Genomic DNA, 13,937 nt, shown 5'->3' on the forward strand with positions numbered 1-13,937 from the left:
GATCGATCCATAATGCCCAGCACTTGACTCAACACGTTTCGCTTCGTTATGCTAACCATAGAGGTTCCTTTCCGTCTTGTCTTCCTAACATTACGGTAAAGGAACCTCTCTCTTTTGTAAAATTTCCCTTCGGGCTAACATGTGAACTTCTTTGCAAGATTACTGCATAGATCCGCCACCCGCCCGCTGTAACACACCTTTCTTCCTCTATTTGCCGATAGATCCACCACCCGTGCGCTGTAACACACCTTTCTTCCTTTATTTACTCGTAGATCCGCCATCCGAGCGATGTAGCGCACCTTTCTTCCTCTATTCGCTCGTAGATCCGCCATCCGCCCGCTGTAAGACACCTTTCTTCCTCTATTTGCCGATAGATCCGCCACCCGCCCGCTGTAACACACCTTTCTTCCTCTATTTGCCGATAGATCCATCACCCGTGCGCTGTAACACACTTTTCTTCCTCTATTTGCTCATAGATCCGCCACCCGTCGGCTGTAACACAGCTGTCCCGCCACCCCCGCCATCCGCCAATCGTTTTTGTTGGTTAGGTGGGGGCAGGGCCCCCACGCGGACACGCGGTAGACCTTCCGGTCACTGGAAGTTGGCTGCTGTCATGCGGCCTGCGCGTGGACGAAGCGGAGGCCGTCTGATAGAATGAGGGCAGGTAAGAAGGAATACTTGATGGAGGTAATCGCACACTATGCCGATCATACAAGCGCTCGACCGGGCGCTGAGGATTCTGGATCTGTTCGACGAGCAGACCCGGGAGCTGAAGATAACAGAAATCAGCAGTCGGATGCAGCTGCACAAGAGTACCGTCCATTCCTTGCTGCGGACGCTGCAGATGCACGGCTATATTGCTCAGGATGAGCAGAGCGGCAAGTACCGGCTCGGAATGGCGCTGGTGGAGAAGGGGCAGCAGCTGCTGCGCGGGATGGATCTGCGAGAAGTCGCACGTCCGCATCTGGAAGCGCTGGCGGAGGCTAAGGGTCAGACGACCCATCTTGTCATTCTGGACGGTGCTGAAGGCGTATACATCGATAAGGTAGAAGGAACGCGGGCAGCAATCCGCTACTCGCGAATTGGTCGCCGCGTCCCTCTGCACAGCAGCGCAGTAGGCAAGGTGCTAGCCGCCTATCTGGGGACACCGCAGCTGCAGCAGTTGCTGGAGGGTTACAACTATGCGGTCCGCACCACACATACGATCGATTCAGAGGCAGCTTTTCTGCGTGAGCTGGAGCAGGTGCGGGCTGATGGCGTCGGCTATGACCGGGAAGAGAATGAGCCTGGCGTACGTTGTGCGGCGGCCCCCATCTTCAACCATAATGGAAGAGTCGCTGCGGCGATGAGCATCTCGACGATGGTTGCACATGTGGGCGACGAGGAGTTGACTGAGCTGGTGCAGCTGCTGAAACAGGAGACCGCTGCCATTTCACGCAAGCTGGGGCACCGGGAGGAGTTTCTCTAGACTCATTAATTTTGTATGCAACCTTGCCTTATCTATCTCGTCCAATTCAATGAATGGGAGGAGATGGAAAGGATGGGGGAGGCAAAAAGATATCGCTGGTGGTTGGTCGCGAGTGCGGTATGGCTGATGTTCTCGTGGCAACCATTCAAAGCGGAGGCGTTAAGCTGTGCGCATGCTTATGAGATAGAGGAAGCCTATACCATGTACGATGCGGTCATTATGGCCAAGGTGGATAAGGTGAGACGCGCTTCGCTGGTTTCCTCCGATAACGAAGTTCGGCTTACGGTAGAGCGCAGCTTCAAAGGCATAGAGGAACCAGAGCTAAAGGTACGCGAGGATATGAATTGGGGCGCGACGGACGGGCCAAGCGAAGAAGGAAAGCGCTATCTATTCTTCTTGAATCGGACCGATCAGGGATGGCAAAACCCGCTCTGCGCGCCTTCGGTGGAACTCGAGGGGGCAGACGACATGCTGGCTTACCTGGCTGCTTATGAAATACCGGTGAAGGAGCAGGAAGCAACGGGCAGACCAGGCTGGTGGCTCTACGGCGGACTGGTTATGCTAGTCATGCTCATGCTGGGCGCGGCGCTGGTGATTAAACGGCGGCAGCGATAGCATGAGATACCCTGGAGAGGAGCGAGAAGCATTGATGCCTAAAGGAATCTGTCGGTGGTGGATCCTCGGTATGACGGTCATGCTTGTCTTTGTTTGGCGACCTGGGGGCGCTTCTGCGCTGGATTGTGCAGTAAATAACGATATTGCTGCGGCTTACGAGGATTATGACGGCATCGTCCTGGCAAAGGTCGAGGGGAAGAAATTCTCGTTTATGCCCACCACCGACACAAAAGTGCAATTGACCGTGGAGCGCAGCTTCAAAGGGATCCAGCAGGAGAAGTTGGACATGTGGGAGGATGGAACCTGGGGATATATAGGGATTCCTGAGACAGAAGGAAAACGTTATTTGATCTTCCTGAACAAGACGGCAGGGGGATGGGAGCACCCGCTCTGTTCTCCGACGAGAGAGGCGAGTCATGCAGATGAGATGCTGGCCTATCTCGCGGACTATGAACTGCCCATTACGGAGAAGGGGACTGGCGGCCAGCTCAATTGGCTGTTGTATATTGGGGGCGCCCTCCTCCTCGTGCTTGTGGCAGGTGTGATCATCCGGTTAAGACGTAGGCGTCGTTAAAGACGGACCATAACATAGCGATGGAGGCTGATTAGAGATGAGTGAACAAGCACAGGGAGCAACTGCGGCATATGGAACGATTACGGGGCGCATGACAGCGGCAGTGATGACCAAGCCGGGCGAGATTATTCTGGAAGAGCAGGACATCCCGCAGCCGGCTGCGGATGAAGTGCTGGTCAAAATCATGGCCGTCGGCGTGTGCGGCTCCGACGTTCATTACTACGAGCATGGCCGTATCGGACCTTACGTGGTGGAGAAACCGCTTATTCTCGGTCATGAATGTGCTGGTGTCGTCGTTGCCTGTGGTCCGGAAGCCCGGCGTTTCCAGCCTGGTGATCGGGTTGCCATCGAACCGGGTGTCACTTGTGGCCTCTGCAGCTACTGTAAGAGTGGCCGCTACAATCTTTGTCCGGATGTTCAATTCCTTGCGACCCCTCCGGTGGATGGCGCGTTTGTCCAATATATTACGCATCGGGAAGATTTTCTCTTCGCTATCCCAGATCGTGTCACCTATGAGGAGGCGTCGATGGTAGAGCCGCTCTCTGTTGGCATCCATGCGCTGAACCGCGCGAATTTTCAACCTGGGGGCAGCGTAGCGATCATCGGAGCGGGTCCAGTTGGCTTGTTGGCCGTATCGGCGGCCAAGGCGTACGGCGCTTCACGAATTATTGTCAGTGACTTGGAGGAAAAGCGCCTGCAAGCAGCATTGGCCCTGGGCGCTACTGATGTGGTACCCGGACGTGCTGGCGACCCGGCTGGAGCCATACTGGCGTTGACCGGGGATCTTGGTGTGGATCTGGCCATCGAGACCGCAGGGCACCCGGTAGCGCTCAAGACGGCGCTTGCTGTGGTGCGCAGAGGCGGCAAGCTGTCCATTGTTGGTCTGCCGCCAGTCGATGAGGTAGGCTTGCCGATTGCTGAAATCTGTGACAAAGAGATCGATATATTCGGTATTTTCAGATATACCAACACCTATGAGCAGGCAATTCGGTTCCTCTCTGCCGGTGCGATCGACATGATGCCAATGGTAACAGACCATTATCCGCTGGAGCAGGCACAAGATGCACTGGAGCGCGCCCTGACCAACAAGCAAGGCAGTCTCAAGGTAATGGTATATCCCAACGGTCTGCCGGAGTAGCACAAAGCCCTGCACATCCGAGCCGGAAATCGAGAAGATCGAAATTTAGGACTCCCAATTGGTTAGTGTATATGCTACAATGTGGAATATACGAACAATTGTTCTTATCTGGTTGGGAGAGGTGCCGTCATGGATACCGGAAAATACGTAGAAATCGATGCTGCGATAGCCTATATTCACCAGCATCTGTATGAGCCGATTGAGCTGTCGGCGCTTGCAGACCATGTTTCCTACAGCAAGTACCATTTCGCAAGGATTTTCAAGGAACGTACTGGTCTGTCGCCACTTTATTATATCTCCGCGCTCCGGCTGCAGCGGGCCAAGGACTTGTTATTGAAGACCAATCTGACGATTAGGGATATTGGACTGGAGATCGGTCAGCAGAGTGTCGGCACCTTCTCGACACGGTTCATTGAGCGGGTGGGCATGTCACCGGCCCGGTTCCGGCAGTCGCGCGAGGGGGCCGGCACGGCGTTGCGGTCGCTGGAGAATCTGCAGAATTGGCAAGAGCGACTGCTCTCATTTGATGCAAGCAGCAGGCTTGAAGGGACGATTCGCACCGAGACGCCTTTTACCGGTGTGATTCTGATTGGTCTGTTCCCGCGGCCAATTCCCGAGGGTCTCCCGCTGTACGGTACGTTGGTGAATACTAGAAGCTTCCTCTTCACTGGTGTGAGGCCCGGCACCTACTACCTGATGGCGACCTCCATCTCCTGGGGAACGGGCACCTTGGACATGCTGCTGCCCCAGGCGACGCTGCGGACCCGCTCCCGGACGCCAATTGTCATGCAACATGGGGTGACACAGCACCCGCTGGAAGTCACGTTGTACCCGCCCCGCCTGGACGACCCGCCGATTCTAATCTCGCTTCCGCTCCTGATGGAACGGTTCATGCAGCGGATGAGTGGCACGCTTCGCTCGGATCAGCGCCCCTAACGCCAGCAGCTCTATACGTCCGGTGCCTTGTTTTTAATTTTAGAATGGAACTTTCCACTTTTGGGTAATAAACGGTAACCTTTTCCCGCTGAACCGCGTCTGAGGGTTGAGGAAGTTGCTACACACTACAGACAAGGAGCTGAGGATGAATGAAGAAATGGATGTCCGCCTGTATGGCGGTCGCGTTTGTATTCACGTTGCTGTTGATGCCCCAGCAAGCGGATGCCTGCTCGTGTATGCCACCTTCGGGACCCGCAGAGGAGATGGAAAAGAAGGAATTTGTATTCTCCGGTACAGTGACCGAGATCGTGGAGCCTGCTGAGATACAGTCCTCCGGCGACCCGGTGGCGGTTCATTTTGACGTCGATACGGTATGGAAGGGTGAAATCGGTGCCCAGACTGAGGTATCGACGCCTTTCAGCAGCGCGACGTGCGGCTTTTACTTCGAAGTTGGCCAAGCCTATATCGTCTATGGTTCGGTAACGGAGGAAGGCACCCAGCAAGTGGTACTCTGTTCTCGGACTGCTCCACTGGAGCAAGCAACTGAAGACCTGAGCGTGTTGGGTGAAGGCGTGAAGCCAGGTGAGGAGCCACCCGTGGAAGAACCGCCAGTCACTGAGCCTCCTGTTGTTCAGCCCCCTGTAGCGCAGCCTACCGCTGTAGCGAATGGTGGCATAAGTATTCACATCAACGGCCAGCCCCTGGCGCTCGATGTTGCACCTATGATCAGCAATGGTGTGACCTATGTGCCGGTTCGTGCGGCTGAGGCTTTCGCAGGCGTACAGATCGAGGGCTGGGATAGCCAGACCAAGTCGGTCACCATCCGTCATGAGTCCGGCCTGGTTCTCACGCTGCGTGCGGGCGGACCTACGGTCCAAGATCAGAGCCTCGCTGCAGGTGAGCCTGTCATCGTGGACGGTCGTGTCATGGTGCCGGTCCGTTTCATCGCCGAATCGTTCGGATGGACGGTAGGATGGGATGCTGCCACTAAGACAGTCAAACTGGACAGCCCGGCCCAGTAGGCGCTGATGTGCCATGAAAACGAAGAGCTCTTCTCCTTATTGGGGAAGGGCTCTTCGTTTCTGTTTTTTGAGCGAATTGTCCTGCATGCAAGTATTCGTCCAACCCATCATATCTATAATAGAAGCAAGGAGTGCAGCTTGACTGCTCACCAACTGGGCGGGCTGCGAATACACTGGACTTAACGCCACAAAAAACGGTATGCTAGGAAAAGCTGAATGGAACGTGACAACCTGGCAGACGAAAGGGATAGGGGACGAATGGACGGGAATGTACTCATGGCTTTCGGCTTGACGCTGATGGCAGGACTGGCAACAGGTATCGGGAGTTTGATCGCTTTTTTTGCCTCGCGTACCAATACCAAATTTTTGTCTTTGTCGTTGGGATTTTCCGCAGGCGTGATGATCTATGTATCCATGATTGAAATCTTCGTCAAGGCGAAGGATGCGCTCATCTCAGCCAGAGGCGTAGAGGCGGGCAACTGGATTACGGTAGGTGCGTTTTTTGGAGGCATGCTGCTGATTGCCATGATTGACCGCTTCGTGCCGAAGCAGGGCAATCCGCATGAAATGAAGAAAGTAGAGGACGCAGACAAGACAGTAAAGGAAAAAGATCTGCTGCGAATGGGGACCTTTACCGCTTTGGCGATTGCGATTCACAATTTCCCGGAAGGGATCGCCACCTTCACATCCGCCCTTCAGGATCCGGGCTTGGGGATTGCAATTGCTGTAGCGATTGCCATTCACAACATTCCGGAAGGTATTGCGGTTTCCGTACCCGTGTATTATGCAACGGGCGATAAGCGCAAGGCATTCAAGCTGTCGTTTCTCTCCGGCTTGTCCGAGCCCGTAGGCGCCATTGCCGCCTATTTCATCCTGATGCCGTTTCTGAATGACACCATGTTTGGTATCATCTTCGCGTCAGTTGCGGGCATCATGGTGTTCATCTCGCTCGATGGCTTGCTGCCTGCCGCCAAGAAATACGACGAAGGCCATCTGCCGATTTATGGCCTCATTGCAGGCATGGCTGTGATGGCGATCAGTTTGCTTTTATTTATTTGAAAATTTGTGCGGACCCCTGCCCCCGATTCTCGATCGGGGGTTTGTGTGGTTTAGATAAAGAAAAAGTTTACAACTTGGAGATAATGTTGTGATATCGAGGATACAGATTGTGGGTAATATGAGGTATATCATTACAATACTTCATGAAAAGAAGGTGCCTACATCGATGAAAAGAAAATCACGTCTCTTGCCTCACGCCAAACTATGGACCATGACCGGCTTTGCGGCACTGCTGCTTAGCAGCCAGGCTGTGCAGCCTGCAACCATTCTGGCTGCTCCGACAACTGCCCCGGCCGCAGTGTCGGCTACGTCAGCTTCGGAGCAAATCTTCAATCGTTATATGGCCATCGTCCAATCGCCTAATCAGATTGGTTCGGCCATGGCCTATCTGCGAGCCAATATTAGCAAAGTCACGCCATACCAAGCTTCGCTCATGGTGCTGCACCTGGAGAATGCGTTGAAACGTAATCTGCCAGTTATTGAACAGAGGTTCTTCCCTGCTTCAGTTCAAGAAACGATCGGTAATGTGTATCAGCGCGGCTTCAGCTTCGCTGATGTGCGGAACCGGATTACGAATGAGAGTGTAAAACAGCTGCTGAACCAAGCTTCGGCTCAAGGCTACAAGCTGGAAACGGCAGAGGGCATGTACTATCCCATCATCAACTACTCCATCTTCCGGGAGTTCGGACAGTATGTGAACGAAGACATCCAGTCCTACATTCTCATTATGGCCGAGGAATCCAAGCAGGCTGCGGTCAAGGATGCGGCGCTCGTCATCGGCTATCAGCAGTTGGTCAGACGCACGCTGAACATGGAGCGGTTCGTTCAGCAGTTCCCGAATTCCAATCGAACCGCACAGGTCCGTGAACTCTTCGAGCGCTATCGGGACTTCACATTCTACGGTACCAACAACACCCCATTGTTTGATTATGATACCAAGGAGATGCGCCCCAACGCCAAGACGGGGTATACCAATATCCTGCAGTGGGTATCAGTAGATAATAGCACCTATCTCGATAAACTGGGAGAGTTTATGGAGCTGGCAGCTGAGCATGATTATAAGGAAACGACCGAGATCCGGGATTTCATCCGCAATTATGTAGCGAACTAATTTTATGCTATGCCCCGTCCTCTTCTTGCATCCGTGCAGGGGAGGGCTTTTTTTGTTTGGAAAGTATTAAGAAAAAGAGTGCAGTTGTCGATAAAGCGAGTATGGAAAATTAATCTCAGGAAGAAATTTCTTGATTTCCTTACTTATTTGCAAATATATAGCAGAAATTCGACTCAAAATTAACGGATTTTCATAATTTCCTAAATAGTAATCTAACTTAATCACTGTATACTAAGAAAGTGTAGTCAGACGGAAATTGCTTGAGGGGGTGAATCGCGATCGGAAAACGATGTGTGAGGATGCGAAAATCGATGACAACGTAACGTGTGGCCATGACTACGCAGTCCCAATAACACAAGCGGAGGTATGAAACTATTGAAACAAAACCGAATATTATCTTGTTTGTTAGCCGTTGCCCTTGGTATGGGTTTGCTCAGCTTTAGCAGTAGCGCAGCGCCGGAGGTAACACGCACGTATCAGGCCTCACAGGATTTCAGTGGTACGCAGGGGAGCAACCAGTGGTCTTATCAGAGACTCTCCGGTACGGTCTATCTGGATCTGGATTATGACGAGCAGGGTAAGCAATGGAAGCCCGACTCCAAGTATCCCTGGGTAACCGCCACTGGGATGCATCCGGGGCAAGACTTCGATGCTGTCCGCAAGTGGGTTTCTCCCGGCAAGGGCAAGATTCGCATTACGGGATCGGTGAGCAAGGGAGATAGCCAGGGCGACGGAGTGCTGGCAACGATCAAGCGCAATACGGTCACCTTGTGGAGCTCTGAGATCCATAGCGCGAATCCGGTTCACCCAACGGGGGTTGATTCCATTGACGTCGATCAAGGTACGGAGATCTACTTCATCGTGAACCGGATCAACCGGATCAACAATGACCATACCAATTGGAACCCGACGATTCACTATGAAGGCTCAAGCACGGCACCCCTAAAGAACGTGCAGCCGGTCCAGGCCAAGGCGCCACTAGCATCTGAGTTATCCGTTCAGTCCTGCGGAGCAGTGCCCAACGATGGCAAGGATGACTATGCTGCTTTTGTCGCTTGTATCGCCAAGGCTCGTTCAACAGGACAAACGCTCCATGTTCCGGAAGGACGCTATCACCTGAGCAATATCATCACGCTTGATGGCGTCAGTATGAAAGGGGATGGAATGGCGTCTACCGTCATCATTTCAACGAATCCCGAACGGGGCTCCATCGATATCAAGGGTCAAGGTGTTAAGGTCAGCGGCTTCAAACATGTATATGATACAACCGTTCCTCGTGGAGACGGCTCGAATGAGAAGAACAGTTTTACGGTACGCGGGGCAACAGACTTTGAACTCTCGGGTCTGCATGTGGTGAAATCAAGTACGGCAGGCATCATGGTGCGCGATGGTTCATCAGATGGTGTAATCGCCCATAATATCGTGGAATCGACTGGAGCCGATGGCATTCACGTCACTAGCGCCAGTCACAATATTCGTATTGAGAACAACGCGGTCAAAGCAACGGGGGATGACGGCATCGCTGTTGTCAGCTATAGCAAGGATTCAGGAATCTCGCATGACGTCAGCATTAGCAATAACAACATCGGTTATCAGTCCAAAGCCAGAGGGATTGCAATTGTCGGCGGACAAGACGTCCAGATCGAGAACAACCATATCCAGGATACCATGATGGCCGGCATCTACATTTCAGTAGAAAAGACATATGATACGCGCAACGTAGAGCGAATCACAGTCAAAGGCAATACCATTGATCATTCTGGAATTGATGTGGTCGCCAAGCACCCTAATATCCTCGTCTATGCATCCCAAGGTATTATTGATGAGGTCCGATTCACAGGGAATACGATTACTAACGCGGCGTTCAGAGGGATAGGTGTGTGGGGAACCGGCCAGATTAAGAACGTGTACTACAGCCAGAACGAGCTTGTCCATCTTAAAAATGGCGCCACTACATTCACTAGCGGCATCATTCATTTGAACGATAATATTGGTTTCTAATAATAGAGACGAATAATATCATTCAATAGTTCATGAGAATATCATCAGAAATTGACCTGGATCGGCAACAGCTGCAACTGTTGTCGGGCCTACCCGAATCGGTACCAGCTGCAACTGGTATCGATTCTTTTTGTTTACCATAAGAATTGAAACATAAGGAACGGTGACAACCGTTTCATGTTGGCTGAAGTTGCGTTATTGGCCGGCTGCCCCTCTTTCCAAAGACTAAAAGCATGGACAGGCATACGTATTTATTACCCGAGCGATTTGCGTGTTAAACGTTTTCAGGAAAGATCGATCGTTTTTTTGAGGAAGTTCCATGGATTGGATTTCTCTCATCTATGTTTACGTAAAGTAGGTTCATGGTAATACGATAGGTAATAGCTCCGGTACCGTTAAGCGGCCGGGGTGGATGCTCCAGGATGGGGGAATGGTATGAGCAATACGGATGGAAACAAACGAATATGGTTGGCTGGTGCAGCCCTGATGCTGGTGCTGGCCGGTGCGCTGCTGCTGGTGTGGAGTCCATGGCAGGAGGCTCGGGATCCACGGGGCTTATCCCTGCTGGACTGTGGAGCCGTTCCTGATGACGGCCAAGATGATTATGAAGCCATCATGCAGTGTGTCGCTGAGGCGAAGGAGACAGATGGACAGGTATTCATTCCCGAGGGGCAGTTTCACGCCGGTGATATTATTGAACTGGACGGTGTCAGTCTGATCGGTGCCGGAGCGGATCTCTCCGAGATTGTCTCCACGAACCCTGAACGGGGATCTATCGATTTGGCTGGCGAGAACGTGGAACTGCGCGACTTCAAGCATACGTATGAATCCACTGTGCCGCGAGGCAATGGCGCGAATGACAAGAATAACATTACCGTGCGGGGAGCCAGCAGCTTCACAATTACAGGACTTCATATTGACAAGTCCAGTACCGCAGGTATTCTGGTCCGCGATCGGGCCAGCGGTGGCGTAATCCGTGACAATCTGATTGAAAATACGGGTGCAGACGGCATTCACATTACCAGCGGCAGTAACGATATCGTCGTTGAAGAGAATACCGTCCGTCAGGCAGGCGACGATACGATTGCAGTTGTCAGCTATAACCAGGATGGCGCTATTGCCCATGGTATTACGATACGGGGCAATGATGTAGGTTATGAGTCCCGTGCCCGGGGCATATCGGTCGTCGGCGGAGAAGATATCACCATTGAAGGAAACACGATTCAACACACGGATATGGCAGGCATCTATATCTCGGTGGAAGAACAATATGACACCAACAACACCAACCGGATCACGGTACATGATAATATTGTGGATTCAACGGGCCTCAGAGAGAACAGTGACCATCCCAATATTCTCGTCTATGCCTCGCAGGGACAACTAGATGACATCACGTTCACGAATAATACGATCAAGAATGCTGCCCATAGCGGAATAGGCGTATGGGGAGATGGTCAAATCGGAGATATTTATTTCCGCTCCAACACCGTAAGTGGATCCGCCGAGGCCCCTACTGCCTTCAAGAATGGCGACATCCACTTAGAGGAAAATCAAGGCTTTGAGTGATTTTTGTAATGCTTTAGTATCGCTTTGTTAATAAATGGGTTATTAAACCGCGGTTGCTTATCGCGGTTTTTTTATTTGCCTATATTAATTCATACTCATTTCATTTTCTAAAAATTGTTAGTTAATTAATAGATGTCAACGCTTTATTAAAACGCTTACGTGTAATGATAATCGATTTATTCAGCAATTAAAAGAGTTTTCTTAGCTCCCACAGATTAAAAATTATTATTATTCAAATAGTGAACATTTGGGTCGTTGGGACTTTAGTCCGTCTGATTCAATGTCAGAAATCGTTGTTTATAATTGCAAATACGAACGAGTCATATGGACCGGGAGGGTGAAGATTCAAAAATAAGACTCGCCGTGAGAGGCGTGACAGAGAGAACAGTGAAATACTGAATCATTATGAGGCTGCCGCAAGGACAAGCTCGGATCGCTCAAGTGCGAACAATCGGAATGGAGGAAAACCATGGAATTACAGGGATATTTGAGGGTTCTCAAACGTAAGTGGTGGATCGTTGCATTGCTAGCGGCCATCAGTTGTATCGCGGTCTTCGTGTACAGCAACTATTTTGTCCAGCCGGCATATCAAGCCTCAACGGACCTAATCGTTAATAAACCAGCCGATACGACGGAGGGTGCCATTCAGGGCCAGGTTGACCAGAACTCCATCAATACGAATCTGATGTTGATCAATACGTACAAGCAGATTGTGAAATCACCAGCGGTTCTAAGCCAGGTGCTGGAGGCCAATCCGGGGCTTGGACTGACAACCCAGGAGCTCAACGACAAGATCTCGATCGACTCGGTGAGAGACACACAGATGATGACCATCAGTGTTCAGGACAGCTCGTACGAACGTGCGGCAACCATTGTCACGGCCGTATCCAACGGCTTTCGGGAGCGGGTATCCACTGTCATGAATCTGAATAACGTCAGCGTATTGAATGCGGCTGACCCTGCAGAGAATCCGGCTCCTGTTAATACAAACCACAATGTACTCTATCTATTTGCTTTGATGGTATCTGTCATGCTGGGCTTCGGGATCATTTTCCTCCTTGATTACCTGGACGACAGTGTCAAATCCGAGCATCAAATTGAGCAAGTACTAGGCTTGACCTTACTAACCAAGATACCGAAGATTCGCAAAAAGGACATGGCAAGACCGGCAAGTGTCAGAGTGAAGCAGCCAGAGCAGGCTACCGTTCTCCGCTCCAACAATAGTCGAGTCTAGATGCACAGAAGATGGAGATGACCCCTACAGCATGAGCTCTGCACTGCAACATAACATATTGATTTATCGTGATCATCTCTTGGCCCCTTCTGAAACCTTTATCAAATCGCAGGGCGAGAGCCTGCAAAGCTTCCGACCCTATTACATGGGCTCACGGATGGTTCAGGGGCTGGAACTTCCTTCAGAGTATAGGATCCTCCTCAACGAAGGGAACTTGCTTGGGCGATTTAGAGAGGTCGGGTACAAGCTCACAGGGTATTGCGGAACCGTACTTCGCAAGCTCCGGACGCTACAGCCTCGCCTCATTCACGCCCATTTTGGACCAGATGGCGTGCTTGCATCCGGAATCGCTGGCAGGCTGGAGATTCCACTTGTCGTTACGTTCCACGGCTATGACGTGACAACGACAGACCGATATGCCGAGAGTTCTTACTTTACGCATCGCAACTACATTCGGAAACGCCCGCGGCTTCAACGTCAAGGGGAGCTGTTTATCGCCGTATCTCGCTTTATCGAACGCGAGTTGCTCCATCAGGGGTATCCAGAGGACAAGGTGCGTCAGCATTATATCGGTGTGGATACCGAATTATTCGTTCCCGACCCTGTTGCACACAGAGAGCCCATTGTCTTGTTTGTGGGCCGACTGGTGGATGTGAAGGGCTGTGCGTATCTGATTCAGGCGATGGAAGAGGTACAACGAGTCGATCCAACGATCGAGCTCGTCATTATCGGTGACGGTCCGCTGAGATCCGAACTGGAGGCTATGGCCGCCAAGCGACTGATCAAATACCGCTTCCTGGGCGTACAACCGCCTGAGGCTGTGCGGTTCTGGATGAACCGGGCAAAATTGTTCTCCGTGCCAAGCATTACAGCTGCATCGGGAGCCAAGGAAGGACTGGGGATGGTGTTCCTGGAAGCGGGAGCGATGGGATTGCCTGTCGTCAGCTTCAGCACGGGAGGCATCACGGAGGCCGTCGAGCATCAACACACCGGCATGCTGGCGCTGGAGAAGGATTGGCAGAGCTTGACCCGCTACATACTGATGCTGATGCAGGATGAGGAGCTATGGCTCAAATGCAGTCGAAGCGGACAGGAACGGGTCAAAGAGAAATTCTGCCTGAACCAGCAGAATCGCAAGCTGGAAAGCATTTATCATCAACTATTGAATCAACATCATACACAGGAAGAATCGAGTGAAAGGCGGCGTTGA

General features: G+C 51.8%; 12 protein-coding genes. All 12 read left to right on the plus strand.

Going from position 1 to position 13,937, the window contains the following annotated elements; translation table 11 throughout:
* The first annotated feature begins 700 nt into the window (after positions 1–700).
* The 12 genes from F556_RS0118725 to F556_RS0118780 all read left to right on the plus strand — a co-directional run bounded on the left by F556_RS0118725 (position 701) and on the right by F556_RS0118780 (position 13,937).
* Positions 701–1,468 carry an IclR family transcriptional regulator gene (locus F556_RS0118725; protein WP_020618523.1) on the plus strand — a complete coding sequence of 256 codons (768 nt, stop codon included), beginning with the start codon at positions 701–703 and terminating at the stop codon, positions 1,466–1,468.
* Between the two features lie 72 nt (positions 1,469–1,540).
* Complete coding sequence (locus F556_RS0118730) at positions 1,541–2,083, plus strand: hypothetical protein (protein WP_020618524.1); 543 nt, start codon at positions 1,541–1,543, stop codon at positions 2,081–2,083.
* A gap of 34 nt (positions 2,084–2,117) precedes the next feature.
* Complete coding sequence (locus F556_RS0118735; RefSeq protein ID WP_020618525.1) at positions 2,118–2,657, plus strand: LPXTG cell wall anchor domain-containing protein; 540 nt, start codon at positions 2,118–2,120, stop codon at positions 2,655–2,657.
* 37 nt (positions 2,658–2,694) lie between these two features.
* A complete protein-coding gene (locus F556_RS0118740; protein ID WP_020618526.1) occupies positions 2,695–3,795 on the plus strand; it encodes an NAD(P)-dependent alcohol dehydrogenase in 1,101 nt (366 codons plus the stop codon).
* A gap of 129 nt (positions 3,796–3,924) precedes the next feature.
* Complete coding sequence (locus F556_RS0118745; protein ID WP_020618527.1) at positions 3,925–4,731, plus strand: helix-turn-helix domain-containing protein; 807 nt, start codon at positions 3,925–3,927, stop codon at positions 4,729–4,731.
* A gap of 149 nt (positions 4,732–4,880) precedes the next feature.
* Positions 4,881–5,753 carry a stalk domain-containing protein gene (locus tag F556_RS36415; protein ID WP_020618528.1) on the plus strand — a complete coding sequence of 291 codons (873 nt, stop codon included), beginning with the start codon at positions 4,881–4,883 and terminating at the stop codon, positions 5,751–5,753.
* Between the two features lie 258 nt (positions 5,754–6,011).
* Complete coding sequence (gene zupT / locus F556_RS0118755) at positions 6,012–6,812, plus strand: zinc transporter ZupT (protein WP_026297378.1); 801 nt, start codon at positions 6,012–6,014, stop codon at positions 6,810–6,812.
* A gap of 166 nt (positions 6,813–6,978) precedes the next feature.
* Complete coding sequence (locus F556_RS37865; RefSeq protein WP_020618530.1) at positions 6,979–7,923, plus strand: hypothetical protein; 945 nt, start codon at positions 6,979–6,981, stop codon at positions 7,921–7,923.
* Between the two features lie 366 nt (positions 7,924–8,289).
* Complete coding sequence (locus tag F556_RS0118765) at positions 8,290–9,924, plus strand: right-handed parallel beta-helix repeat-containing protein (protein WP_245583094.1); 1,635 nt, start codon at positions 8,290–8,292, stop codon at positions 9,922–9,924.
* 435 nt (positions 9,925–10,359) lie between these two features.
* Entirely contained in the window at positions 10,360–11,493 is a 1,134-nt protein-coding gene (locus F556_RS0118770) for a right-handed parallel beta-helix repeat-containing protein (RefSeq protein WP_020618532.1), read from the plus strand.
* A gap of 469 nt (positions 11,494–11,962) precedes the next feature.
* Complete coding sequence (locus tag F556_RS34475) at positions 11,963–12,727, plus strand: YveK family protein (RefSeq protein WP_020618533.1); 765 nt, start codon at positions 11,963–11,965, stop codon at positions 12,725–12,727.
* A 214-nt stretch (positions 12,728–12,941) separates the two neighbouring features.
* On the plus strand, positions 12,942–13,937 hold the full coding sequence (locus F556_RS0118780; protein WP_211222616.1) for a glycosyltransferase: 996 nt from the start codon (positions 12,942–12,944) through the stop codon (positions 13,935–13,937).

Source organism: Paenibacillus daejeonensis DSM 15491 (assembly GCF_000378385.1).
Lineage (GTDB): Bacteria > Bacillota > Bacilli > Paenibacillales > Paenibacillaceae > Paenibacillus_D > Paenibacillus_D daejeonensis.

What these genes read in the sequence shown, in the direction of transcription:
- F556_RS0118770 (WP_020618532.1), top strand. Translation starts at nt 10,360, where the DNA reads ATGAGCAATACGGATGGAAACAAACGAATATGGTTGGCTGGTGCAGCC.
- zupT (WP_026297378.1), top strand. Translation starts at nt 6,012, where the DNA reads ATGGACGGGAATGTACTCATGGCTTTCGGCTTGACGCTGATGGCAGGA.
- F556_RS37865 (WP_020618530.1), top strand. Translation starts at nt 6,979, where the DNA reads ATGAAAAGAAAATCACGTCTCTTGCCTCACGCCAAACTATGGACCATG.
- F556_RS34475 (WP_020618533.1), top strand. Translation starts at nt 11,963, where the DNA reads ATGGAATTACAGGGATATTTGAGGGTTCTCAAACGTAAGTGGTGGATC.
- F556_RS0118725 (WP_020618523.1), top strand. Translation starts at nt 701, where the DNA reads ATGCCGATCATACAAGCGCTCGACCGGGCGCTGAGGATTCTGGATCTG.
- F556_RS0118735 (WP_020618525.1), top strand. Translation starts at nt 2,118, where the DNA reads ATGCCTAAAGGAATCTGTCGGTGGTGGATCCTCGGTATGACGGTCATG.
- F556_RS0118765 (WP_245583094.1), top strand. Translation starts at nt 8,290, where the DNA reads ATGAAACTATTGAAACAAAACCGAATATTATCTTGTTTGTTAGCCGTT.
- F556_RS36415 (WP_020618528.1), top strand. Translation starts at nt 4,881, where the DNA reads ATGAAGAAATGGATGTCCGCCTGTATGGCGGTCGCGTTTGTATTCACG.
- F556_RS0118745 (WP_020618527.1), top strand. Translation starts at nt 3,925, where the DNA reads ATGGATACCGGAAAATACGTAGAAATCGATGCTGCGATAGCCTATATT.
- F556_RS0118730 (WP_020618524.1), top strand. Translation starts at nt 1,541, where the DNA reads ATGGGGGAGGCAAAAAGATATCGCTGGTGGTTGGTCGCGAGTGCGGTA.
- F556_RS0118740 (WP_020618526.1), top strand. Translation starts at nt 2,695, where the DNA reads ATGAGTGAACAAGCACAGGGAGCAACTGCGGCATATGGAACGATTACG.